Annotated in this window: 22 protein-coding genes; 10 read left to right on the top strand and 12 right to left on the bottom strand. The window is 66.9% G+C overall.

All coding sequences use genetic code 11. The features are described from left to right. Positions 1-161: 161 nt before the first annotated feature. Both IM708_RS15295 and IM708_RS15290 read right to left on the bottom strand, forming a co-directional pair. Positions 162-782 carry a VPLPA-CTERM sorting domain-containing protein gene (locus IM708_RS15295; protein ID WP_245243226.1) on the bottom strand — a complete coding sequence of 207 codons (621 nt, stop codon included), beginning with the start codon at positions 780-782 and terminating at the stop codon, positions 162-164. A gap of 253 nt (positions 783-1,035) precedes the next feature. Further along, positions 1,036-1,674: a VPLPA-CTERM sorting domain-containing protein gene (locus IM708_RS15290; RefSeq protein ID WP_209427448.1), complete on the bottom strand. Its 639-nt coding sequence runs from the start codon at positions 1,672-1,674 to the stop codon at positions 1,036-1,038. A 356-nt stretch (positions 1,675-2,030) separates the two neighbouring features. Between IM708_RS15290 and IM708_RS15285 the strand changes: the two genes are divergently transcribed. From IM708_RS15285 to mmsB, 3 genes are read left to right on the top strand one after another with little or no spacing between them, the layout of a single operon-like run. Next, positions 2,031-3,176 (top strand): acyl-CoA dehydrogenase family protein, encoded by a 1,146-nt coding sequence (locus IM708_RS15285; protein WP_209427447.1) that lies wholly within the window; start codon positions 2,031-2,033, stop codon positions 3,174-3,176. After that, positions 3,176-4,201: an enoyl-CoA hydratase/isomerase family protein gene (locus IM708_RS15280; RefSeq protein ID WP_209427446.1), complete on the top strand. Its 1,026-nt coding sequence runs from the start codon at positions 3,176-3,178 to the stop codon at positions 4,199-4,201. The genes IM708_RS15285 and IM708_RS15280 overlap by 1 nt, the downstream gene beginning before the upstream one ends. Next, positions 4,198-5,067, top strand: a complete 870-nt coding sequence (gene mmsB, locus IM708_RS15275; protein WP_209427445.1) for a 3-hydroxyisobutyrate dehydrogenase — start codon at positions 4,198-4,200, stop codon at positions 5,065-5,067. The genes IM708_RS15280 and mmsB overlap by 4 nt, the downstream gene beginning before the upstream one ends. Before the next feature lie 273 nt (positions 5,068-5,340). On the opposite strand, the gene IM708_RS15270 is transcribed toward mmsB, so the two are convergent. After that, complete coding sequence (locus IM708_RS15270; RefSeq protein WP_209427444.1) at positions 5,341-6,024, bottom strand: thiamine diphosphokinase; 684 nt, start codon at positions 6,022-6,024, stop codon at positions 5,341-5,343. Between the two features lie 125 nt (positions 6,025-6,149). On the opposite strand from IM708_RS15270, the gene IM708_RS15265 reads away from it, so the two are divergent. Next, on the top strand, positions 6,150-7,457 hold the full coding sequence (locus tag IM708_RS15265; protein WP_209427443.1) for a hypothetical protein: 1,308 nt from the start codon (positions 6,150-6,152) through the stop codon (positions 7,455-7,457). 192 nt (positions 7,458-7,649) lie between these two features. On the opposite strand, the gene IM708_RS15260 is transcribed toward IM708_RS15265, so the two are convergent. Both IM708_RS15260 and IM708_RS15255 read right to left on the bottom strand, forming a co-directional pair. Further along, on the bottom strand, positions 7,650-7,892 hold the full coding sequence (locus IM708_RS15260; RefSeq protein ID WP_209427442.1) for a DUF2842 domain-containing protein: 243 nt from the start codon (positions 7,890-7,892) through the stop codon (positions 7,650-7,652). Next, a complete protein-coding gene (locus IM708_RS15255) occupies positions 7,892-9,184 on the bottom strand; it encodes an adenylosuccinate synthase (protein WP_209427441.1) in 1,293 nt (430 codons plus the stop codon). The genes IM708_RS15260 and IM708_RS15255 overlap by 1 nt, the downstream gene beginning before the upstream one ends. A 176-nt stretch (positions 9,185-9,360) precedes the next feature. Between IM708_RS15255 and IM708_RS15250 the strand changes: the two genes are divergently transcribed. The 3 genes from IM708_RS15250 (at position 9,361) to IM708_RS15240 (ending at position 12,238) form a co-directional block, all read left to right on the top strand. Beyond that, entirely contained in the window at positions 9,361-9,969 is a 609-nt protein-coding gene (locus tag IM708_RS15250; RefSeq protein ID WP_209427440.1) for a CHRD domain-containing protein, read from the top strand. Between the two features lie 134 nt (positions 9,970-10,103). Beyond that, complete coding sequence (secG, locus tag IM708_RS15245) at positions 10,104-10,460, top strand: preprotein translocase subunit SecG (RefSeq protein ID WP_209427439.1); 357 nt, start codon at positions 10,104-10,106, stop codon at positions 10,458-10,460. 134 nt (positions 10,461-10,594) lie between these two features. Next, entirely contained in the window at positions 10,595-12,238 is a 1,644-nt protein-coding gene (locus IM708_RS15240) for a CTP synthase (RefSeq protein WP_209427438.1), read from the top strand. A 42-nt stretch (positions 12,239-12,280) separates the two neighbouring features. Here the strand turns inward: IM708_RS15240 and IM708_RS15235 are convergent, their stop codons facing one another. The 4 genes from IM708_RS15235 to IM708_RS15220 form a co-directional block, all read right to left on the bottom strand. After that, complete coding sequence (locus IM708_RS15235; RefSeq protein ID WP_209427452.1) at positions 12,281-12,433, bottom strand: DUF3309 domain-containing protein; 153 nt, start codon at positions 12,431-12,433, stop codon at positions 12,281-12,283. A 156-nt stretch (positions 12,434-12,589) separates the two neighbouring features. Further along, complete coding sequence (locus IM708_RS15230; protein ID WP_209427451.1) at positions 12,590-13,045, bottom strand: winged helix DNA-binding protein; 456 nt, start codon at positions 13,043-13,045, stop codon at positions 12,590-12,592. 228 nt (positions 13,046-13,273) lie between these two features. Beyond that, a complete protein-coding gene (locus IM708_RS15225; RefSeq protein WP_209427437.1) occupies positions 13,274-13,579 on the bottom strand; it encodes a succinate dehydrogenase assembly factor 2 in 306 nt (101 codons plus the stop codon). Then, the gene (locus tag IM708_RS15220; protein ID WP_209427436.1) at positions 13,572-13,970 is read right to left on the bottom strand and encodes a helix-turn-helix transcriptional regulator; all 399 of its coding nucleotides are present in this window, start codon (positions 13,968-13,970) and stop codon (positions 13,572-13,574) included. Before IM708_RS15220 ends, IM708_RS15225 begins: the two co-directional genes overlap by 8 nt. 84 nt (positions 13,971-14,054) lie before the next feature. On the opposite strand from IM708_RS15220, the gene IM708_RS15215 reads away from it, so the two are divergent. Then, entirely contained in the window at positions 14,055-15,257 is a 1,203-nt protein-coding gene (locus IM708_RS15215; protein ID WP_209427435.1) for a pyridoxal phosphate-dependent aminotransferase, read from the top strand. A gap of 105 nt (positions 15,258-15,362) precedes the next feature. On the opposite strand, the gene IM708_RS15210 is transcribed toward IM708_RS15215, so the two are convergent. Further along, positions 15,363-16,226, bottom strand: a complete 864-nt coding sequence (locus tag IM708_RS15210; protein WP_209427434.1) for a methyltransferase domain-containing protein — start codon at positions 16,224-16,226, stop codon at positions 15,363-15,365. A gap of 94 nt (positions 16,227-16,320) precedes the next feature. On the opposite strand from IM708_RS15210, the gene gloB reads away from it, so the two are divergent. Together gloB and clpA are read left to right on the top strand one after the other, a co-directional pair. Beyond that, positions 16,321-17,082 (top strand): hydroxyacylglutathione hydrolase, encoded by a 762-nt coding sequence (gloB, locus tag IM708_RS15205; protein WP_209427433.1) that lies wholly within the window; start codon positions 16,321-16,323, stop codon positions 17,080-17,082. A gap of 204 nt (positions 17,083-17,286) precedes the next feature. Continuing rightward, positions 17,287-19,608: an ATP-dependent Clp protease ATP-binding subunit ClpA gene (clpA, locus tag IM708_RS15200; RefSeq protein ID WP_209427432.1), complete on the top strand. Its 2,322-nt coding sequence runs from the start codon at positions 17,287-17,289 to the stop codon at positions 19,606-19,608. A 69-nt stretch (positions 19,609-19,677) separates the two neighbouring features. Here the strand turns inward: clpA and IM708_RS15195 are convergent, their stop codons facing one another. Next, a complete protein-coding gene (locus IM708_RS15195; protein ID WP_209427431.1) occupies positions 19,678-21,552 on the bottom strand; it encodes a peptidoglycan -binding protein in 1,875 nt (624 codons plus the stop codon). Between the two features lie 2 nt (positions 21,553-21,554). Further along, positions 21,555-22,799 (bottom strand): biopolymer transporter ExbB, encoded by a 1,245-nt coding sequence (locus IM708_RS15190; protein ID WP_209427430.1) that lies wholly within the window; start codon positions 22,797-22,799, stop codon positions 21,555-21,557. Positions 22,800-22,832 lie beyond the last annotated feature (33 nt).

Genomic DNA, 22,832 nt, shown 5'->3' with positions numbered 1-22,832 from the left:
AACACTGGGGATACGGGTGCCAGCATGTGTATGGCAAGCGTATGGCAAACGTATGGCAGATGTATGGCAGTTTTGCCAGCAGACCGGGAACCGGTTTGAGGCCGCGGCACGCAAAAGGGAGGGCGCGCGCCCTCCCTTTTCGTGTCGGTCTGCGGGATCGCTCAGGCGGCCTTGCGGCGGCGGCGGATCTGCGTGACGGCGAGGCCGCCAAGGCCGGTCAGCATCAGCCAAGCGGCGGCGGGCAGCGGGATCGGGGCGACTGGCGTGCCGTTGGCGTAGATCGAGATGTGGCTGACGCCCTGCGGCTTCTTGCCGTCGCGCAGGAAGGGCGAGGCGTAGGTGAAGGTCGTCTCGCCCGGCTTCAGCTCGTAGCCGACGAGCGGGTTCGAGCCACCCTTGAAGATGGCCATGATGCGACCGTACTCGTCCCACAGGCTGGCGAGGATCGAGAAGGTGCCGCCCTGTCCGTCGCTGTCCGTGCCAAGCGAGGGTGCGATGCCTTCGTCGTCGCCATCGAAATTCAGCTTGCCGACGAAACCCCAGTCGGACTTGTCGAAGAAGCCCTGCTGGTTGACGGTGTAGTTGGCGATGCTGGTGCCGCCATTGAAGTCCTGCGAGGCACCGGGCGAGGTTTCGCAGCCGACATTCAGTGTCACGAGATCGGCGATGGCGGCTTCGCAGACCACCGTCTCGGCGGTGGCGCCGGCTGTACCGAGGGCGAGCGCCGCGCCGGTCGCGGCGGCGAGGGCAAAGGCCCGGAAAGAATTCAGGGGGGCGGGCATGATCGTACTCCGACACATAAGGTTACCGATGGATTTGTCTAAACTTTTCGAGGCCGTCGCGATAGCGGATTCGGAGAGTCTGGTTAATGACGCCGAGTCCGTTCAACCGTCGCACCCAGCGTCGCGCGGGACATCGGATTGACACCAGACGGCCAAGGCTGCCGAGCCTTCAGGACGCGCGCGCAGAATTGTACGCGCCAACGAAAAGGGAGGGCGCACGGCCCTCCCTTTCGCGTTCGAAAGCGTGGCGGTGTCAGGCCGCCTTCTGCTTGCGCTTGCGGTTCGCGGCAACCGCGCCGACGCCCAGCATGCCCAGCATCAGCCAGCCGGTTGCGGGAAGCGGGATAACGGTCAAGGATGACGTGCCGAACAGCCTTACATTTGACCAATCGGCGGTGATCGCAATGTCTTCAAGTTTATCCTTGAACATCCCGGATGTGTAATCCTTGTCCATGAGATAGACAGCATTGTAAGTTTCCGGATCCGATCTCGGGGCCCCGCCCTTGATCGCGAACGCATACTTCACAGTGGGATCAAGATCCCAAGTATACGGAAAATTCAAGGTCCAGTTGAACTTGTTCGGATCGTCAGTATCGGTGATCGAGAAAACGCCAGTGTCCGCTGTCCAAGGCGAAGTGCCAGGCACGCCGGGAGCGATGTCTCGGTCGATTTTGCCGAGCAACTCCCACACGCCGGCGAAATCGCCACCCAAGGCATCCATCTCAGCCTCATCGATGTTCCCACCAGATCCCCCAGGAACTGGCGCATAACAGGCAGTCGATGTGGTAAAGTTGAGAATATCGCAGGTGGACGCCTGTACGCCTACCGCGCCAAACCCAAGCGCCAGTATCGCCGCGCTTGCCAGCTGCGAAAATCTTCCAACGTCAAACATGGTCACTCTCCTCGACCAGAATAAATCCTAACCAGACGTTAACAGCCCCACGCCTCTGTCCCAAGAGAAAACGACAGGTCATGGCCTCGGATGTGCAATTTGCAACCGATGCGTGCGTCACTCGCGGTATGGCTCAGTCATGGGTGGAACGGGCGCCGCGGCGTGCATCTTGCGCGGGTGCCGATGCGGTCGCCGCTGTTATGGAATTACACATATTCGCAGCAAGTGATTCGTTCACGTGGGCGAACCGCAGCGCCCTCGGCCCGCGCCGAGCGAGACGCCGGGCGGTCAACGAGGCGTTGAACATGGGCGCGAAACCCGGCAGAACCGGCGCAGGGCAAAGCGGGAGGACGGGCATGGAGTTCGCGCTGAGCGAGGAGCAGGAGGCCATCTTCGACATGGCGCGGGACTTCGGGGCCGAACATATCGCGCCGCATGCCCGCGATTGGGAGCGCGAGGGGACGATCCCGCGCGATCTGTGGCCGAAGCTGGCGGAGCTGGGGTTCGGCGGCCTCTATGTCAGCGAGGACGCGGGCGGGGCGGGGCTGAGCCGGCTCGATGCGGTGCTGGTCTTCGAGGCGCTGAGCATGGCCTGCCCCTCGGTCGCGTCGTTCCTGTCCATCCACAACATGTGCGCGGCGATGCTGGACAAATTCGCCGACGAGGGGGTGAAGACGCGGATCCTGACCCCGGCGATCAACCTGGAAACGGTGCTGAGCTATTGCCTGACGGAGCCGGGCGCGGGCTCGGACGCGGCGGCGTTGAAGACGCGGGCGGAGCGGACGAACGAGGGCTATGTGCTGAACGGCACGAAAGCCTTCATCTCGGGCGGGGGGTATTCGGACGCCTATGTGGTGATGTGCCGGACGGGGGACGCGGGGGCGAAGGGGATCTCGACCGTGGTGGTAGAGGCGGGCGCCGAGGGGCTGAGCTTTGGCGGGCTGGAGGACAAGATGGGCTGGCGCGCGCAGCCCACGCGGCAGGTGCAGTTCGACGACTGCAAGGTGCCGGCCGAAAACCTGGTGGGCGAGGAGGGCCGCGGGTTCCGCTACGCGATGAACGGGCTGGATGGCGGGCGGCTGAACATCGCGGCGTGCTCGATCGGCGGGGCGCAGGCGGCGCTGGAGGCGACGCTGGCCTATATGGGCGAGCGCAAGGCTTTCGGGCATCGGCTGGACGAGTTCCAGGCGCTGCAATTCAAGCTGGCGGACATGGAGATCGCGCTGCAGGCGGCGCGGGTCTTCCTGCGGCAGGCGGCGTGGAAGCTGGACCGGGGGGCGGCGGATGCGACCAAGTTCTGCGCCATGGCCAAGACGATGGCGACCGAGACCGGCAGCCGGGTCGCCGACCAGTGCCTGCAGCTGCACGGCGGCTACGGGTATCTGGCCGACTACGGGATCGAGAAGATCGTGCGCGACCTGCGCGTGCACCAGATCCTGGAGGGCACGAACGAGGTGATGCGCCTGATCACGGCGCGGGCGATGCTGGCGGAGCGGGGCTGATGGACGAGGTGATCATCCGGACCGAGGGGGCGGCGGGCTGGATCACGCTGAACCGCCCGAAGGCGCTGAACGCGCTGACCCACGACATCTGCCTGAAGGTCGAGGCGGCGCTGGACCGCTGGCGCAATGATGACGCCGTCAAGCTGGTGATCCTGGACGGCGCCGGGGACCGGGCGTTCTGCGCCGGCGGCGACATCGCGCAGGTGCATCACGCCGGCAAGGCGGGCGATCAGTCGGTGGGCCGCGATTTCTGGCGCGACGAATACCGGATGAACCACAAGCTGGCGGTCTACGGCAAACCCATCGTCGCGTTCCTGCACGGCTTCGTCATGGGCGGCGGCGTCGGCCTGGGCGGGCATGGGAGCCACCGGGTGGTGGGCGAAAGCACGCAGGTGGCGATGCCCGAATGCGGCATCGGCCTGATCCCCGACGTGGGCGGCACGCTGCTGCTGGGCCATGCGCCGGGGCAACTGGGTCCCTATCTGGGGCTGACCGGGGCGCGGATGGGGCCGGGCGATGCGATCCACGCGGGCTTCGCCGACGCCTTCGTGCCCGAAAGCGACTGGGACGCGGCGAAGGCCGCGCTGGCCCGGCGCGGCGATCCGGCCGCCCTGCCCCGCCATCCCGCGCCCGACAGCCCGATCGCCGAGGCGCAGGCGCAGATCGACCGGCTCTTTGCCGGGGACAGCGTGCCCGCGATCATGGAAGCGCTGGAAGGCGACGACAGCCCCCTTGCGCAATCGGCGCTGAAGGCGATGCGGCGCAATTCACCGCTGTCGATGGCCTCGACCCTGGCGATGCTGCGCCCGGGACCGGAGGATATCGTCGCGGCGCTGAAGCAGGAATTCCGCTGGACCTGGCGGTCGATGGAGGCGGGCGACTTCCTGGAAGGGGTGCGCGCGCAGATCATCGACAAGGACCGCAACCCGAAGTGGCGGCACGCCCGCCCCGAGGACGTGACCGCGGCCGAGGTTGCGGCGATGCTGGCGTCGCTGGGCAAGAACGAATGGGAGGAGACGACATGAAGATCGGATTCATCGGCCTGGGCAACATGGGCGCGCCGATGGCGGCGAACCTGGTCGCCGCCGGGCACGAGGTGACGGGTTTCGACCTGGTCGCGCGGCCCGAGGGCATCACCATGGCAGAAAGCGCGCCGGCGGCAGCGAAGGGGGCGGAGGTGGTCATCACCATGCTGCCCAATGGCCAGATCCTGCGCAGCGTCGCGGCCGAGGTGATCCCGGCGATGGACGCGGGCGCGGTCCTTTGCGACTGCTCGACGGTCGATGTCGACAGCGCCCGCGCCGTGGCGGAAACGGCCGAAAAGGCGGGTCTGGGCGCGCTCGATGCGCCGGTCTCGGGCGGGGTCGGCGGCGCGGCGGCTGGGTCGCTGACCTTCATGGTCGGCGGCGGGGATGCGGCCTTCGCGACGGTGAAGCCGCTTTTCGACATCATGGGCCAGAAGGCGGTGCATTGCGGCGGCCCGGGCGCGGGCCAGGCGGCGAAGATCTGCAACAACATGATCCTCGGCGTGACCATGATCGCCACCTGCGAGGCCTTTGCGCTGGCCGACAAGCTGGGGCTGGACCGCGCGCGGATGTTCGACGTGGTCTCGACCTCCTCGGGCTATTCCTGGACGATGAACGCCTATTGCCCGGCGCCCGGCGTGGGCCCCAAAAGCCCCGCCGACAACGACTACAAGCCCGGCTTCGCGGCAGAGTTGATGCTCAAGGACCTGCGCCTGAGCCAGCAGGCGGCCGAGGCGTCGGATGCCGACACCCCGATGGGTCAGCTGGCCGCCACGCTCTACGCCCGCTTTGTCGAGGAGGAGGACGGCAAGGGCCGCGATTTCTCGGCCATGCTGCCGCGGTTCGAGAAGCGCCATCGCGGTTGAGTCCGCGCCGGTCCGGCGGAGCGGGACAGCCATCGGCATGACCGCACGCCGCCCCCGGCGCGGCCCGCCGATCCGGCCGAAAAAGTGCCGGCGGCAAACCTTTCACTAAGGTAAATTTTCTGATTTCATCTATTGATATCAGATAATTACTGAAGCGTCCAAATTTGGACACCTTGCCCGGCCGCCCCCGCCGGCGGGGATGATCGGCAGCACCCGCAAACCGCGGGCGGGTGGGTGGGGCGGTTTGTGGGTGCTGCCGCACCGCGGGCGCGCCTAGTCCTCGCGCCCCCAGCGCGGCGCCCGCCGCAGCCCGGCCAGCACCGCCTCCAGCGTCGCGACCGGCGCCATGACCAGCAGCGCCGGCGCCCCTGGCCGCAAAAACACCTCCCCCTCGGCCACCGCGTTCGAAGTCCCGATCCGCCCCGCCGGATCCAGTCGCAAGCCGTCCGTCGGCCAGACCAGCCCGGTGCTCTCGCAGGTCACGGGCCGCATCGGATAGAGCGACAGCCGCGTGCCCGGCGCCAGATCCAGCCGCACCTCAGGCGGCGCCAGGAAGCACAGATCGACTCCGGCATCGATCACAAGCCGGGCGTCGGGGTTTCTCACCAGCGTGCTCATCCCGGCCAGCGTGTGATCCAGCCGCGCCCCGGTGAACCCAAGCGCCAGCAGGAACGGCGCCTCGACCACCGACAGGGCCTTGTCGAAATCGGTATCGTCCTGATCGGTCAGCTGCAGCAGGCGCCCCGCCCCCAGCGCCGCCCGCGCCGCCGTGCTGATCGAGTCGAGATCGCCCACCACCCGTTCCGGGGTCAGGCCCGCGTCGAGCGCGTAGGCGGCGCCGCTGTCGACCGCGACCAGCACCGGCGCCAGTGCCAGCGCACGCCGCAGCGCGAGCGGAGACACCTCGCCCCCGCCCAGCAGCGTGATCCCCGTCTCTGACCGGAAGCGCGAGCCCATGCCGGTCTCTTGTCAATTATGGCGGGGCAAGGCAAGCATGGCCATATTGAGGCCAACAAATTACCCTTGTGTCATACTCCAATCGCGCGTGTGTCCGGCAAGACAGGCACCGAGGCGGGCGGGGAATGACGACAGACGGGGACAAGGGCGACATGACGGCTCGCACGCCGACACTCTCGGTGACCTACGGCGCCTTTTCGCTGACGCTGGAGGGGTTCGACGACCCCTTTGCGACGATGCGGGACGTGGCGGAGTATTTCCGCACGGTCCTGGCCGAGGACCGGTCGTTCGGCGCCCAATCGATCGCCCCGCGCAGCGAGAGCCTGCGCCGCTTCGCAGAGCGGCGCCTGGGCCGCAGCGTCGAGGCCCGCGGCAGCGGCGAGCGGCTGCATCTGAGCGCCACGGGCGCGGCCGCCGCCCGGCTGCGCGCGGTGCCCGACACGCCGCCCCTTTTCGACGAGGCGGCGGCGCCCCCGGCGCCATTCCCCCCGGCCGCCGAGACGGAAGCCGCCACGCCTGCGCCGACCGCCGCCCGCGATCCGCTTTCCGAAGCCTTCGACGCCGCCCGCGCCGACAGTTTTCCGGTCGAGCCGGCCGTGGATCCGGAAAGCGATGCCGCGCCCCGGGGCAGACGCCGGAGCAACCTGCCCGCGAAGGACGATGAAGCCGCGGTCGACCGACTGATCAGCCAGGCCGACAGCGCGCTGGCGGGGGCCGAGGCACAGCGTCGGCAGGCGAACCTGGCGCAGCTCAAGGCTGCGGTCGCCGCCACCCGGGCGGATGCCGATGCCGGAGGCACCCGCCCGCCGGGCGGCCGCGGCTCGGCCGAGATCGCGCGCTATCGCGACGATCTGGCGCAAAGCGTCGGACCTGTCAGCGACCCTGCCCCGCCACGACGCGCCCCGCGGACCGAGCCGTCCGAACCGCCGAAGACCGTTGGACCGGCCTTCGCGGGCGACTCGGCCGATGCCGCGCCGGAACCGAATGGTGGCGAGAGGCCCCTGATCCTTGCCGCGGATCAGCGGTTGAACGGCGGCGGCGAGGGCAAGGTAAGCCCGCGCCGGATCAGCGCGGTGACGCTTTCGCTGGAGGCGCTGTTCGACGAAGGCGACAGTCCGCCCGAACCCGCCAGAAGCGGATTTACGAGCTTCCTTGAGGAAACCGCGCCTGCAGACCTGGCGGAAACGATCGAGGCCGCGGCGGCCTATCTTTGCCACGTCGAGGGGCTGGAGGATTTCCCGCGACTGCAGTTGATGCGCCTGATCGCGGATCAGGAGGGCGCGCGGGACCGGGAGGGGGTGATGCGTTCCTTCGGGATCCTGTTGCGCGAGGGGCGGCTGCGGCGGTCGCGACGGGGGCAGTTCCAGTTGGGGGCGCGCTCGGCGCTGGACGCGGTGGCGAAGCGGTTTCGGGGGCGCATGAGGGGGTCGTGAAGCGTTCTGGGGGGTGCTGGCAAGTGTATGGCAAACGTATGGCAGGCGCATGGCAAGCGTCTGGCAGGGTGCCGGCGCGGACGGGTCAGAACCGTCGACATCGAACCGCGATTTGCGAGGAGTCAGGTGGCGAGCCCGAAAGAACAGCCGCCGATGCGCACGGATCGGGAAATGCGCGCGGGGGGCGGGCGGTCAGCGGCCGCGCGCGTTGTCGTGTTCGACCGCGTCAGGATCGGGCTGGCCGACGCCGCGAAAGACCGCTTTCAGCGGCAGCGCCCAGATGATCCCGAGCAGGATGTAGATCCCGAGTTCGACCCAGAAGGGCGGCCGGTCGAACAGCGCGAGGATGTTCACCACCACCACGATGTAGAGCGGCAGCGCGATCACGAGGATCAGGAGCGACAGGCGCTTGCGGGTCTTGTGCGAGAGGGTCATCAATCTGCAAAGGGGTCCGTGACGAGGATGGTGTCTTCCCTTTCGGGCGAGGTGGAGAGTAGTGCGACAGGGCACTGGATCAACTCCTCGATGCGGCGGACGTATTTCACCGCGTTGCCCGGCAGGTCCGCCCAGGAGCGCGCGCCCTCGGTCGATTCCGACCAGCCGGGCACTTCCTCGTAGATCGGGCGCACGCGCGCCTGCTGCTCGGACGCGGTGGGCAGATAGTCCAGCCGTTCGCCGTCCAGCTCATAGCCCGTGCAGATCTTCAGCGTCTCGAACCCGTCGAGCACGTCGAGCTTGGTGAGCGCGATCCCGGTCACGCCCGAGGTGGCGCAGGTCTGGCGCACCAGCACGGCGTCGAACCAGCCGCAGCGGCGCTTGCGGCCGGTGACGGTGCCGAATTCGCGCCCGCGCTCGCCCAGGCGCTGGCCGGTTTCATCCTGCAACTCGGTCGGAAACGGCCCCTCGCCCACACGGGTCGTGTAGGCCTTGACGATACCCAGGACGAAATCGATGGCGGTGGGACCCAGCCCGGTGCCGACCGCCGCCATACCCGCCAGGGTGTTCGACGAGGTCACGTAGGGGTAGGTTCCGAAATCGACATCCAGAAGCGCGCCCTGCGCCCCCTCGAAAAGGATGCGCTTGCCGGCGCGGCGGGCCTCGTGCATCACCTTCCAGACGGGGGCGGCGAAGGACAGGATCTTCGGCGCGACCTCCATCAACCCGGCTTTCAGCGCCTCGGCATCCACGGCATCGAGGCCCAGCCCCGCGCGCAGGGCGTTGTGATGCGTCAGCAACCGCCCGATGCGCAGATCGAGCGTTTCCGGATCGGCGAGGTCCGCCACGCGGATCGCGCGGCGGCCGACCTTGTCCTCGTAGGCCGGGCCGATGCCGCGGCCGGTGGTGCCGATCCGGGCGACCGCGGCATGTCCTTCGCGCGCGCGGTCGAGTTCCCCATGGACGGGCAGGATCAGGGGCGTGTTCTCGGCGATCATCAGGGTCTCGGGGGTGACGGTGACGCCCTGCCCGCGAAGGGTCTCGATCTCGGCCAGGAGTGCCCAGGGGTCGAGGACGACGCCGTTGCCGATCACCGAGAGCTTGCCGCCGCGCACGATGCCCGAGGGGAGCAGGCTCAGCTTGAAGACCTTGCCGTCGATGACCAGCGTGTGGCCCGCGTTGTGCCCGCCCTGGAAGCGCGCGATCACGTCGGCGCGCTCGCTCAGCCAGTCGACGATCTTGCCTTTGCCTTCGTCGCCCCATTGGGCGCCAACGACCACCACATTGGCCATAGTACGTTCCTGCCTCGTTGCAAAACGGCGCCGGTATAGCGCCCCTGCGGCGGGGGCGAAACCGAAATTCGTGCGTCCCGGGCAGGAGGAGGCGCGGGCGACGCAAATCCCCTGCGTGAAATGCCGGCGCCATGCTAGAATGGGCGCGCCATTCAGGCCCCATGGGAGGAAGATCGATGTCCGTTCGTTTTCTTGCTGCCCTGCTTACCATCGCTGCCCTGTCGTTGCCCGCGCCGCCTGCGACGGCGGCGAGTTACACGTTCGAAGCCACGCTCACCGGCCCGAACGAGGAACCGCCGAACGACTCGCCCGGTACCGGGTTCGCGCGGGTGATCCTCGACACGATCGCGCATACGCTGGAAGTGTATGCCGAATTCGCCGGCCTTGTCGCGCCGACGACGGTTGCGCATATCCACGCGCCCACCGCGCTGCCCTTTACGGGCAATGTCGGTGTCGCGGTCCAGCCGCCGACGCTGACCGGGTTTCCGGGCGGCGTGACGGCAGGCACCTACCTGAACACGTTCGATACGTCGGACAGCGCGACCTACAGCCTGCCCTATCTGACGGTCCAGGGTTTCGGAGATCCGCTTGTTGCGGAGGCGGCGCTGCTGGGGCACCTGATGTCGGGACGTGCCTATTTCAACATCCACAGCACGGCCTACCCGCCGGGCGAGATCCGCGGCTTCTTCCGGCCCCCGGTGCCGATCCCGCTGCCCGCGGCCCTGCCCGTCCTGCTGGCCGCCCTGGGCACGCTGGTGCTGCTGCGGCGCAGAAGCCGGGCCTGATCGACAGCACCCCCTGCGCCCTGCCGGCGCGGGGGCATGTCGGAATCTTCGTTGCGGACCCGAACGCTTCCAGGGTTGCGGGGCGATGTGGATTTGCCTAGATACGCCGCTGAACATTCCGAAGGCCCCTCTAGATGCAAAACGTCGTCCTGATCATCCACCTGCTGCTGGCGCTGTCGCTGATCGGCGTGGTTCTGCTGCAGCGGTCCGAGGGCGGCGGGCTGGGCATCGGGGGGTCGACCGGGGCGCAGGGCGGGCGGCCGCCGCTGACCGGGCTGGCGAAACTGACCTGGGGATTCGCCGTGGCCTTCATCGCCACCTCGATCACGCTGACCGTCATCGCCGCGCAGCAAAGCGCCGACAGTTCGGTCCTGGACCGGATCGGCGTGCAGCGCGAGCCGACGGCGCCGCAGCAGGTTCCCGGCCTGCCCGATGTGCAACTGCCGCCGACAACCGGCGATGCGCCGCTGTTGCCGCCGCGTCAGGATTAAGCCCAAGGAATTGGGGGCGTTCGCGCCCCCGAAACATAATCTAGCGTCCGTATTGCGGAACGCGCGGGTTTGGGCTATTTCTCGACTCCCGTGAACCGCACACAATTTTAAGGCGAGCAGCACGGGGGTTCAGCATGGCACGGTATGTGTTCATCACCGGCGGGGTTGTGTCCTCGCTTGGCAAGGGGCTGGCCTCGGCCGCGCTGGGGGCGCTTTTGCAGGCGCGCGGCTTCACGGTCCGCCTGCGCAAGCTCGACCCCTATCTGAATGTCGATCCGGGCACGATGTCGCCCTTCGAGCATGGCGAGGTCTTCGTCACCGACGACGGCGCCGAGACCGACCTGGACCTCGGGCATTACGAGCGCTTCACCGGGGTGCCGGCGCGCAAGACCGACTCGATCAGTTCCGGGCGGATCTACATGAACGTGCTGGAGAAGGAGCGCCGCGGCGACTACCTGGGCAAGACCATCCAAGTCATTCCCCACGTCACGAACGAGATCAAGGACTTCCTGCGCATCGGTGACGACGAGGTCGATTTCATGCTGTGCGAGATCGGCGGCACGGTCGGCGACATCGAGGGGTTGCCGTTCTTCGAGGCGATCCGCCAGTTCGCCCAGGAGCGCCCGCGCGGGCAATGCATCTTCATGCACCTGACGCTACTGCCGTACCTGGCGGCGTCGAGCGAGTTGAAGACCAAGCCGACGCAGCATTCGGTGAAGGAACTGCGCTCCATCGGGATCGCGCCGGACGTGCTGGTCTGCCGGTCCGAACACCCGATCCCGGAGAAGGAACGCGCCAAGATCGCGCTTTTCTGCAATGTCCGGCCCGAAGCGGTGATCCCCGCCTACGACCTGACGTCGATCTACGAGGCGCCGATGGCCTATCACCGGGTCGGGCTGGATCAGGCGGTGCTCGATGCCTTCATGATCTCGCCCGCACCGCGGCCCGACCTGCGCCGCTGGGAAGACGTGATGGAGCGGCTGAACCATGCCGAGGGCGAGGTGCGGGTGGCGATCGTCGGCAAGTACACGCAGCTGGAAGATGCCTACAAGTCGATCGCCGAGGCGCTGACCCACGGCGGGATGGCCAACCGGGTGCGGGTACGCGCCGAGTGGATCGATTCAGAGATTTTCGAGGACGCGGATCCGTCGCCGCATCTGGAAGGGTTCCACGCGATCCTGGTGCCCGGCGGTTTCGGCGAGCGCGGCACCGAAGGCAAGATCCGCGCGGCGAAATGGGCGCGCGAGAAGAAGATCCCCTACCTGGGCATATGTCTGGGCATGCAGATGGCGGTGATCGAGGCGGCGCGCAACATGGCCGGGCTGAAGGACGCAGGGTCCGAGGAATTCGATCACGAAGCCGGCGGCAAGCGCTTCACCCCCGTCGTCTATCACCTGAAGGAATGGGTGCAGGGCAACCACCTGATCGAGCGCAAGGTCGAGGACGACAAGGGCGGCACGATGCGCCTGGGCGCGTATGACGCGCATCTGGCGGAGGGGTCGCTGGTCGCGCGGGTCTATGGTACCACCCGCATCGAGGAGCGACACCGCCACCGCTACGAAGTCGACCTCGCCTATCGCGACAAGCTCGAGGAATGCGGCTTGAAGTTCTCGGGCATGTCACCGGACGGTCGCCTGCCCGAGATCGTCGAGCACGCGGGCCACCCGTGGTTCATCGGCGTCCAGTTCCACCCCGAACTGAAGTCGAAACCCTTCGCGCCGCATCCGCTGTTCGCGGATTTCGTGCGCGCCGCGGTCGAAACGAGCCGGCTGGTCTGAGGTTCTCGACCGCCCCGCGCGGCCGCAGTTCACCCACGCGGATCAGAGCCGTCCGGTCAATGCCATGATCAGCAGGATCACGAGGATCACGCTGATGACGCCCGACGGGGCGTAGCCCCAGCCGCGCGAATAGCCCCATGTCGGCAAGGCTCCGATCAGGAGAAGGATGAGAAGAATGATCAGAATGGTCGTCAGGGGCATGGCGTCTCTCCGCGTTCATCGCCTGTCACAGGCACGAAAGGGTAACGCCCAACCCGCCGAACCGTTCCCGTGCCCCTGCGCGCTGTCGAGAGATCGCAGCGCTATGCAGGTACACGAGACATGCGCAGCGCTGTCTGCTGTCAGCGTGGCTCAGTAGATGTAGCGAATCTGCTCACTCCAGAACCGTTCGAGTCGGCGCAAGGCCATGTTGTTGTTTTCCATCTCTTCGAGCGAGAAGACCTCTTTGGACGCGAGCGTTTCCGCGTGGCGGACGAAGAGGTTGGCGACCACATCTCGCACATCGCGACCCTGCTGCGTCAGACGCACGCGTACCGAGCGTCGGTCGATTTCGCAGCGCTGATGGTGCATGTAGCCGGATTCCACAAGCTTCTTCAGGTTGTAGGACACGTTCGAGCCCTGGTAGTACCCGCGAGTCTTGAGCTCGCCCGCGGTCACCTCGTTCTCGCCGATATTGAACAACAGGAGGGCCTGCACGGCGTTGATGTCGAGGATGCCGAGCCGTTCGAACTCGTCCTTGATCACGTCCAGCAACAAGCGATGCATCCGCTCAACCAGTGCAAGGCTTTCGAGATAGCGCCCAAGCATCGAGGGCTGGCTTTCAGGCTGAGCGCCCTCGACATCGTCTGACGACGCGCCTGCAATCGGCGGCTTGAAGTGCGGGTGGTAACTCATTCCTGTTCTCCGACCAGTAACACCAAGGTGGAAAGTGGCCGGCAAAGACAAAAATCGGGTTAAATAAGGGAAGAATTCGCAGAGACGCGAAATCGTTGACGAAACCTGAACAACCCGTTCCGCAGGATAGGCAACACCGCGTCAGGTGCCGGTCGCCCGCAAGCGGTCGACGGCGAATGCCGCGATCTGATCGAGAAGCGCTGCGTAGTGATCCGGCCCCTGCCCCGACGCAGCTTCACCTGCTGGCGTGATGCGCGCCGTCAACCACTGGTAGAGGTCGTGATCGTTCTCGGAAAGCAATCTGTCGAAGTTCTCGCGTTCGGCATCCGAGAGGGCGGCAAGCGCGCTGTCGGCAAACGGGCCGAGGATCAGATCCATCTCCCGCGTGCCACGTCGCCAGGCGCGCATCCGCAAGCGGCGCAGTTCGGCGTCGTGCCCCTCATTCATCGACTGTCTCGATCTGCTTGCGCAGGCGCTTTTCGAGTTGGCCCATCCGTTCCGTCATCTTCAGAAGCTCCCCCCGCATGGTGCGCAGATCGGAGAGCGCCTGCAGCAACGCCGCATCGCTCGATACGTCGGTCGGGGCCGGTGGGTCGACCCCCTCGCCCTCGCCCGTCAGGAGCCAGCGCAGCGAGACACCCAGCATGGCTGCGAGCATCTGCAGCCGGTTCGCGCGCGGTTCGGAAAGATCGCTTTCCCAGGAACGCAGCGTTTTCTGTCGCACGCCAAGCCGCGTGGCGAGCGAAGACTGGCTCAGCCCGGCGGCCTCGCGCGCTGCGGCAAGCCGGTCGCCAAGGGTCGCCTGCGTCTCCGAGTACCAGGTGTCGCTTTCGCTCATCGTTCGATCCTTCGTCTTTGCGCTTGATGGCCTGTCCGGAGCACAATATGAGACTGAGCCGAAAACATCAAACCGGAGCGCGACATGCCCCTGCTGTCCGACACGCTGAAGCGGGTGAAACCCTCGGCCACGATCGCCGTCACCAACAAGGCGCGCGAACTGAAGGCCGAGGGGCGGGACGTGATCGGCCTGGGCGCGGGCGAGCCGGACTTCGACACGCCGGAAAACATCAAGGGTGCGGCGAAGCGTGCCATCGACGAGGGCAAGACAAAATATACCGCCGTCGACGGCATCCCCGAGCTGAAAGCCGCGATAGCCGATAAATTCAAACGCGAGAACGGGCTGACTTACGCGCCCAACCAGATCACCGTGGGCACCGGCGGCAAGCAGACGCTCTACAACGCGTTCATGGCGACGCTCAATCCGGGTGACGAGGTCATCATTCCCGCACCCTACTGGGTCAGCTACCCCGACATGGTGCAACTGGCGGGCGGCACCCCGGTGATCGTGCCGGCGGGGATCGAGACGAACTTCAGGCTGACCGCCGAAGCGCTGGAGGCCGCGATCACGCCGAAGACCAAGTGGTTCATCTTCAACTCGCCGTCGAACCCGACCGGTGCGGGCTATGGCCGGGCAGAACTGAAGGCGCTGACCGACGTGCTGATGCGCCACCCGCATGTCTGGGTGATGTCGGACGACATGTACGAACACCTGGTCTTCGACGAATTCGAGTTCTGCACGCCGGCGCAGGTCGAACCCGGCCTCTATGAGCGGACGCTGACCTGCAACGGGGTGTCGAAGGCCTATGCGATGACCGGGTGGCGGATCGGTTATGCGGCGGGGCCGGTCGAACTGATCAAGGCGATGGGCACGATCCAGTCGCAGTCGACGTCGAACCCCTGTTCGATCTCGCAATACGCTGCGGTCGAGGCGCTGACCGGGCCGCAGGACTTCCTGCCCGAGTTTCGCGAGGCGTTCCAGCGCCGGCGCGACCTGGTGGTCGAGATGCTGAACGCGGCAGCGGGCATCACCTGCCCGACCCCGGAAGGGGCCTTCTACGTCTATCCCGACATCTCGGCCTGTATCGGCAAGACCTCGGCCGGCGGGGCGAAGATCGCGGACGACGAAAGCTTCGCGACCGCGCTGCTGGAGGAGGAAGGGGTCGCGGTGGTGTTCGGCGCGGCCTTCGGGCTGAGCCCGAATTTCCGGGTCAGCTACGCGACCTCGGACGAGGTTCTGCGCGAGGCCTGCAGCCGTATCCAGCGGTTCTGCGCGGGGTTGCAATAAGCCCCGTTCGGGGCCTGGAAGGGTTCGGCGCGGGCGGCGTCCAAATTTGGACAATCGCCCAACGGATTGACTTCATACGACAAAAGTCGTGATCGAAACCAATTCTTAACCCCGCGCGCCGGACCCGTCTGGACCCTCGGCTTGAACCGCGACTGGGACGGCATACGGCACGCCCCGGCCGGCAAGGTCAACGGGGCGGATTGCGTTGCACCCCTGCTGCATCCAGGCGGGATGGGCCGAGCCGTGGGGCACGCCTTCGAGCACCGCGAGCGGCCGGCGCGCGTCGGCCTTGAGGCCCGGGCGGGTTGGCGCGGCGTCACGGCGGATCGCCTCCACCATCAGCACCCCGCCCAGCCGCTCCGGGACATAGCGTTTTCCCAGACGCTCCAGCGTGCGCGCGGAGCCGAGCCAGTAGCGACGCTCGAACGGGGGGAAGAACAGGGCCGCGGAATGGCCCGACGGCACGAAGGCGCATTCGATCAGGAGCCGCTCGATCTGGCTGCGTGAATACGGACGACCGAAGCCGAAGGGCGTGGCATCGCGCCGGGACCAGAACCCGGTTCGGCTGGGCACGATGACCAGCGCGCGGCCCTGCGGCGCCAGCACCCGGTGCGCCTCGTCCAGCAGCGCGGCGGGGTGGTCCGATGTCTCCAGCCCATGCAGCAGGACCAGCCTGTCGACGCTGTCATTCGCCAGCGGCCAGCGGGCCTCGTCGGTCAGGACCGAATGATTGAGGCCATCCGCCGGCCAGTGCATGACGCCCTGCGGACCCGGCATCAGGCCGATCACGCGCGTCGCCTCTTGCAGAAACGGCCGCAGCAGCGGAACCGCGAAACCGTAGCCGGCGACTGTCATCCCGCGGGTGGAGCCCCAGATCTCGACCAGCTGATCGCGCACGCCCTTCTGGGCTGCCCGGCCCAGTTCGGTCCGGTAGTAGAAGTCGCGCAAAACGTGAACGTCGAGGTGCATTGCGCTCCGCTCTGGCATGAACCAGACTGACCCTGCAACATCCCGGCGCGTTTGCAAAGCCCCGCGCCCGCCCCCGACCAACGGAAGGGACACCATGAGCAAAGAGATCCGCATCATCCGTTGCCTGAAGGACAACTACGCGTTTCTGGTCCACGACCCGGCGACCGACGCCGCGACCCTGATCGATGCGCCCGAAGCCGACCCAATCCTTGATGCGCTGGACCGAAGCGGCTGGCGTCTGGCGCGCGTCCTGCTGACGCATCACCACTGGGATCATGTCGAAGGTCTTTCGGGGATCCTCGACAAGCACCCGGCCCCGATACTGGGCAATCGCGCGGACCGCGAACGCCTGCCCGCGCTCGACCACGCCTTCACGCCGGGCGACGCGCTGATGGACGGCGGCTGCAAGGTCTTCGACGCGCCGGGGCACACGCTGGGCCATGTCGCCTTTCACTTTCCCGGCCTCGAGGCGCTCTTTTCGGCGGACAGCCTGATGACGCATGGCTGCGGGCGCCTTTTCGAAGGGACCGCGGCGGACATGTTCGCCACCATCGCCCGGTTTGCGAAGTTGCCGGCAGACACGCGTATCTACAGCGGGCACGATTACGCCGCGGCAAACCTGGCCTTCGCGGCGAACTACGCCCCCGACGCCGATGCCTTGGCCGCACGGCAGGCCGAGTTGCCGCAACTCGCCGAAAAGGGCCTGCCGACGACCGGCACGACGCTGGCCTCGGAAAAGGCGCTCAATCCGTATCTGCGCGTGCATCTGCCCGAGGTTGCCGAATCCGCCGGCCGGCCGGGCGCGACCCCGCTGGAAGTCTTTGCGGAAATCCGGCGTCGAAAGGATGCCGCCTGATGCCCGCGCGGCGCGCTTTCACCATCTCGTGCGCGACCGGAACGTGTTTTTTTGTGCCCTTCTGTGGATTTCCCTTGAAGCGACGCTCGGAAAACCAAACTTTAACCTTGCACCCCCACGCTGATCTCGACCGGCCCGGGGTGCCGCGCTGACAACCGGGCCGTCCAAGGACGGCCCCGCAGCACCATAAAAAGGAGCAGACCCGTGCCATCGTTTTCCTCGACCCTAGAACAGGCGATCCACGGCGCGCTGGCGCTGGCCAACACCCGGCGCCATGAACTGGCGACGCTGGAGCACCTGTTGCTGGCGCTGATCGACGAGCCCGACGCGGCGCGGGTGATGCAGGCGTGCAACGTCGATCTGGACGACCTGCGCAAGACGCTCCAGGATTTCATCGAGGATGACCTGTCGACGCTGGTCACCGATGTCGAAGGCTCCGAAGCGGTGCCGACCGCGGCGTTCCAGCGGGTGATCCAGCGCGCGGCGATCCATGTGCAAAGCTCCGGCCGCAACGAGGTGACGGGCGCGAACGTGCTGGTCGCCATCTTTGCCGAGCGCGAGTCGAACGCGGCCTATTTCCTGCAGGAGCAGGACATGACGCGCTACGACGCGGTCAACTTCATCGCCCACGGCGTGGCCAAGAACCCCGGCTTTTCCGAAAGCCGCCCGGTCAGTGGCGCCGAGGAGCCGCAGGCCGAGGCGGCGAATGCCGCCAAGGGCGAGGCGAAGGATTCGGCGCTGGCGAAGTTTTGCGTGGACCTGAACGCCAAGGCCAAGAAGGGCGAGGTCGATCCCCTGATCGGGCGCGCGGCCGAGGTCGAGCGCTGCATCCAGGTGCTGTGCCGCCGGCGCAAGAACAACCCGCTTCTGGTCGGCGATCCCGGTGTCGGCAAGACGGCCATCGCCGAGGGGCTGGCCAAGAAGATCGTCGATGGCGACACCCCCGAGATCCTGTCGAAATCGACAATCTTCTCGCTCGACATGGGGGCGCTGCTGGCCGGCACGCGCTACCGCGGCGATTTCGAGGAGCGGTTGAAATCGGTCATGAAGGAACTGGAGGAGCACCCCGACGCGGTGCTTTTCATCGACGAGATCCATACCGTGATCGGTGCCGGGGCGACCTCGGGCGGGGCGATGGATGCATCGAACCTGCTCAAGCCCGCGCTGCAGGGCGGCAAGCTGCGCTGCATGGGCTCGACCACCTACAAGGAATTCCGCCAGCATTTCGAGAAGGATCGCGCCCTGTCGCGGCGGTTCCAGAAGATCGACGTGAACGAGCCCTCGGTCGAGGATTCGATCAAGATCCTGATGGGACTGAAGCCCTATTTCGAAAAGCACCACGAGCTGCGCTACACCAATGACGCGATCAAGGTCGCGGTGGAACTGGCGGCGCGCTACATCAACGACCGCAAGCTGCCCGACAAGGCGATCGACGTGATCGACGAGGCCGGCGCGGCGCAGCACCTGCTGCCGGTCGCCAAGCGGCGCAAGACCATCTCGCCCAAGGAGATCGAGGCGGTGGTGGCCAAGATCGCCCGCATCCCGCCGAAGAACGTATCAAAAGACGATGCCGAGGTGCTGCGCGATCTGGAGACGACCCTCAAGCGCGTCGTCTTCGGTCAGGACAAGGCGATCGAGGCGCTGAGCTCGGCCATCAAGCTGGCGCGCGCCGGCCTGCGCGAGCCGGAAAAGCCGATCGGCAACTACCTGTTCGCCGGCCCGACCGGCGTCGGCAAGACCGAGGTCGCCAAGCAGCTTTCGGCGTCGCTGGGCGTGGAACTTTTGCGGTTCGACATGTCGGAGTACATGGAGAAACACGCGGTTTCGCGCCTGATCGGCGCGCCGCCGGGCTATGTCGGTTTCGACCAGGGCGGCCTGCTGACCGACGGTGTCGACCAACATCCGCACTGCGTGCTTCTGCTGGACGAGATCGAGAAGGCGCATCCGGACGTCTACAACATCCTGCTGCAGGTGATGGACCATGGCAAGCTGACCGATCACAACGGCCGGCAGGTCGATTTCCGCAACGTGATCCTGATCATGACCTCGAACGCCGGTGCGGCTGAACTCGCGAAGTCGGCGATCGGCTTTGGTCGCGAACGGCGCGAGGGCGAGGACACCGCCGCGATCGAACGGACCTTCACGCCCGAATTCCGCAACCGGCTGGATGCCGTGATCAGCTTCGCACCGCTGGGGCAGGAGACGATCATGCGGGTGGTCGAGAAATTCGTCCTGCAGCTGGAAGCGCAGCTCATGGACCGCAACGTGACGTTCGAGCTGTCGGATGAAGCCGCAGCCTGGCTGGGCGAGAAGGGCTATGACGACAAGATGGGCGCTCGTCCGCTCGCCCGCGTCATCCAGGAGAACGTGAAGAAACCGCTTGCCGAGGAATTGCTCTTCGGTCGCCTGGTTAAGGGCGGCGTCGTGCGCGTCGTGTTGCGCGACGACAAGATCGAGTTGCAGGTCGAGGAGTCCGACAAGCCACGGATCAGCGGCAGCAAGCCACCGCTTCTGACCGCCGACTGAGGCCACGAAGAACCCAGAATCAACCGAGAACGCCGCCGTAGACCTACGGCGGCGTCTTTCGATTCCGGCTCACCGCTCGGTCAGCTTCAATTCGATCCGCCGGTTCTGCGCGCGCGCGCCCGGGCTGCTGCCCGGGTTCACGGGCCGGTATTCACCGAAGCCCGTCGCCGCCAGCCTGCCGGGCGGAAAGCCCAAATCCTCGATCATGTAGATCACGACCGACAGCGCGCGCGCCTGGCTCAGCTCCCAGTTGTTTGACCAGCGCCCGCCGGGGGCGATGGGGACATCATCGGTATGCCCGTCCACCCGCAGGATCCAGTCGATCTGTTCGGGGATCACGCGCGCGACTTCCGACAGGATCGCCACCACATTGGCGATCTGCGAGCGTCCTTCGGCGGCGAGGTCGGCCGAACCGGGCTCGAACAACACTTCCGACGAGAACACGAAACGGTCCCCGACAATGCGCACCCCCTCCCGGCCGGCGAGGATGTCGCGCATCTGGCCGAAGAATTCAGAGCGGTAGCGTTCAAGCTGGCGCGCCTCCTCCTCAAGCCGCTGGCGTTCGGCTTCCTCCAGTTCGGCGCGGCGGCGCTGTTCCTCGGCCAGTTGGGCCTGTTCGGAAGCGACGCGCGCCAAGGCAACGTTGAGTTCGCTACCAAGGCTTTCGATCTGCGTCTGCGCTTCGGCCTCGCGCGAACGCGATTCACCCAGCAAGTCCTGAAGGTTTGACACCTGCGACCGCAGCGCCGCCACCTGTTCGTTGAGCAGCGCCAGCCGCCGTTGTTCGGCCTCGGACATCTCCTCGGCCTGGGAAAGCTGCGTACGTGCCATCGCCAGCATCGCGGCACGCTCCTCGGCCTCGGTCAGGCGATCCTCGGCCAGGGCCTCGGCCTCGGCTCGTGCCAGATTGGCCGCCGCCAGCAGGGTCAGCGTTTGCTCGGCGCGCGCGCGCTCGGCCTCCAGCGCCATGGTCATGGCCGTCAGTTCGGTATCGGATTCGGCCAACCGCTGACGCAGGGCCTCGGCCGCGGCCATCTCGGCCAGGCGCGCCGTTTCCTCCTCGGTCAGGGCGGCCTCGGTGGCAGAGAGGCGGGCGCGCAGGGCTTCGGCGGCGGCGAGTTCGGCCAGGCGCGCTTGCTCCGCCTCGGACAGTTCCTCGTCCAGTGCCGCCGCGCGGGCGGCGGCGGCCTCGCGCGCTTCCTCGGTCTCGGCCAGAGACTCGCTCAACGCCTCGGCCTCGGCCGCCAGCGCGGCCTCGCGTTCCGAAAGGCTTGCCAGTTCGGCGTCGCGCGCCTCCAACCGGGCCAGCATCTGCGCAAGGCTCGCTTCGCCTTCCTCTGCCCGGGTGCGCATCTCGGCCAATGCGGCTTCGACGGCTTCGCGGCGGGCGGCATCCAGCCGGGCGGCCTCGGCGGCGGCATCGAGTTCATCGCGGGCCAGTGCCAGCGCCTGCGACAGCGCCTCGCCTTCGGACAGTGCCGTGTCGCGCTCGCCTTCCAGTTCCTCGACGATCTGGAACAGTTCCGCCCGTTCGGCGATCAGGCCTGCAATGCGTGCCTCGAACGCCGTGATGTCATCGCGGGCGGCGCGCAACTCGCCCTCTCGCTGGGCCAGGGACCGGCCGAGCGCGGCGATCTGCCCCTCCTGCGCGCGGGCGGTCTCGCGCATCGCCGAGAGGTCGTCGGACAGCTCGGTGACTTCGCCTTCCAGCGCCTCGACCCGCGCGCGAGACAGCCCCAGCGCATCGGTCAAGGACGACACCTGCGATGCCAGCCCCTCCAGTTCGCTGTCCTGCGTGGTGATGGTTTCGCGCAGGACGGACTGCACGATCATGAAGATCGACAGGACGAAGATCAGCACCAGCAAGAGCGCCGTCATCGCATCGACGAACCCCGGCCAGATCGCGGTCGAGAATCGCTGGCCCGAGCGGCGGGAAAGCGACATGCCTAGCCCCCGTGCCCCGGCCCGTCATCCCGACGCGGCCCGATCATCGATGGCGGATGGCGGCCCAGCAGACGAACTGCCTGGGTCAAGGCTGCCAGATCGCTTCGCAGATCGGCCATGCTCTCCTGACGGCCGGCGCTCAGTTCCTCGAGGATGCGCAGCAGTTGGACGTCCATGGAGCGCAGCCGCAGGCGGGTCTCCGCCTCGATATGCGGCTCGTCGGCATCCTCGCGCCCGGCGAGAAGCTGGATCAGGCGCTCCTGCCCCTCGGCCAGGCGCTCCAGCGCGACGGAGGTTCCACCATCGCCCTCAAGGCGCTGATGCAGGCGGCTCACGGCCTCGGCCAGGGCGGCCAGGCCTTCCTCGGTGCGGCGGCGTCCGAACTCGGCATCGGCCTGGCGCGCCTGCATCATCTGCAACTGGTCGGTCATGCTGTCCAGCACGACGGCCAGCGCGCCCAGGTTGCCGGCCTCGCCGCCCTCCCCCTCGACCGCCGCCGAGCCGAGGCGGGTGATCGAGGAAAGCCATTCCTCCAGTTCACGGTAGAAGCGGTTCTGCCCATGGCCGGCGAAAAGCTCCAGCAGGCCCACGACCAGCGACCCCGCCAGTCCCAGCAGCGACGAGGAGAACGCCACGCCCATGCCGTCGAGCTGCGCTTCGAGCCCGGTCATGAGGCGACCGAAGCCGGACAGCGCGGTCTCCCCCTCCTGCGGGGCGAGCGAGCGGATCGTCTCGACCACCGCTGGGACCGAGGTCGCGAGGCCGTAGAACGTGCCCAAGAGACCGAGGAAGATCAGGAGGCTCACCAGATAGCGGGTGATGTCGCGTTCCTCGTCGATCCGCGTCGCCACGGATTCAAGGATCGAGCGCGCCGAGGTCGAACTGATGTGCGTCTGTTGCTTGCCGCGAGACCTGAGCAGGGACGCGAGCGGCGCCAGCAGGCGAGGCGCGACGGTGATCTGATGGCCGGGGCGCTCGGACGCGAAATCCTCGATCCAGCGGACCGAGGTCGACAACTGGATCACCTGCCAGAAGGCGACGAAGACCCCGATCAGGAACACCAGAAAGATGAAGCCGTTCAGCCAGAGGTTGGCGAAGAAGATCCCCGAGACGCGCGGAAAGGCGATGTAGACGCCGATGCCGACCAGCGCCAGCGACAGAAGCATGAGCGTGATCTGGCGTACCGGCTGGCTGAACTGCACGCCGCCGATCGGACCCAGCGACCCCGTTCTCACCTGTCTTGCCATACTGTCTCGCCCTCAGGGTCTTTCGCCTGAACC

The organism is Pararhodobacter sp. SW119 (assembly GCF_017811755.1).
Taxonomy (GTDB): domain Bacteria; phylum Pseudomonadota; class Alphaproteobacteria; order Rhodobacterales; family Rhodobacteraceae; genus Pararhodobacter.
Note: the sequence above shows the minus strand (reverse complement) of the source record. Positions and strands in the feature narration are given on the sequence as shown.

Bases quoted from the DNA above. Each gene is read 5' to 3' on its own strand.
- gloB (WP_209427433.1), top strand. From the start codon at position 16,321: ATGAGCAAAGAGATCCGCATCATCCGTTGCCTGAAGGACAACTACGCG.
- IM708_RS15255 (WP_209427441.1), bottom strand. From the start codon at position 9,184: ATGGCCAATGTGGTGGTCGTTGGCGCCCAATGGGGCGACGAAGGCAAA.
- IM708_RS15295 (WP_245243226.1), bottom strand. From the start codon at position 782: ATGCCCGCCCCCCTGAATTCTTTCCGGGCCTTTGCCCTCGCCGCCGCG.
- IM708_RS15220 (WP_209427436.1), bottom strand. From the start codon at position 13,970: ATGAGCGAAAGCGACACCTGGTACTCGGAGACGCAGGCGACCCTTGGC.
- IM708_RS15195 (WP_209427431.1), bottom strand. From the start codon at position 21,552: ATGTCGCTTTCCCGCCGCTCGGGCCAGCGATTCTCGACCGCGATCTGG.
- secG (WP_209427439.1), top strand. From the start codon at position 10,104: ATGCAAAACGTCGTCCTGATCATCCACCTGCTGCTGGCGCTGTCGCTG.
- IM708_RS15250 (WP_209427440.1), top strand. From the start codon at position 9,361: ATGTCCGTTCGTTTTCTTGCTGCCCTGCTTACCATCGCTGCCCTGTCG.
- IM708_RS15225 (WP_209427437.1), bottom strand. From the start codon at position 13,579: ATGAATGAGGGGCACGACGCCGAACTGCGCCGCTTGCGGATGCGCGCC.
- IM708_RS15285 (WP_209427447.1), top strand. From the start codon at position 2,031: ATGGAGTTCGCGCTGAGCGAGGAGCAGGAGGCCATCTTCGACATGGCG.
- IM708_RS15260 (WP_209427442.1), bottom strand. From the start codon at position 7,892: ATGACCCTCTCGCACAAGACCCGCAAGCGCCTGTCGCTCCTGATCCTC.
- IM708_RS15190 (WP_209427430.1), bottom strand. From the start codon at position 22,799: ATGGCAAGACAGGTGAGAACGGGGTCGCTGGGTCCGATCGGCGGCGTG.
- IM708_RS15265 (WP_209427443.1), top strand. From the start codon at position 6,150: ATGACGACAGACGGGGACAAGGGCGACATGACGGCTCGCACGCCGACA.
- IM708_RS15240 (WP_209427438.1), top strand. From the start codon at position 10,595: ATGGCACGGTATGTGTTCATCACCGGCGGGGTTGTGTCCTCGCTTGGC.
- IM708_RS15230 (WP_209427451.1), bottom strand. From the start codon at position 13,045: ATGCTTGGGCGCTATCTCGAAAGCCTTGCACTGGTTGAGCGGATGCAT.
- IM708_RS15210 (WP_209427434.1), bottom strand. From the start codon at position 16,226: ATGCACCTCGACGTTCACGTTTTGCGCGACTTCTACTACCGGACCGAA.
- mmsB (WP_209427445.1), top strand. From the start codon at position 4,198: ATGAAGATCGGATTCATCGGCCTGGGCAACATGGGCGCGCCGATGGCG.
- IM708_RS15290 (WP_209427448.1), bottom strand. From the start codon at position 1,674: ATGTTTGACGTTGGAAGATTTTCGCAGCTGGCAAGCGCGGCGATACTG.
- IM708_RS15270 (WP_209427444.1), bottom strand. From the start codon at position 6,024: ATGGGCTCGCGCTTCCGGTCAGAGACGGGGATCACGCTGCTGGGCGGG.
- IM708_RS15215 (WP_209427435.1), top strand. From the start codon at position 14,055: ATGCCCCTGCTGTCCGACACGCTGAAGCGGGTGAAACCCTCGGCCACG.
- IM708_RS15280 (WP_209427446.1), top strand. From the start codon at position 3,176: ATGGACGAGGTGATCATCCGGACCGAGGGGGCGGCGGGCTGGATCACG.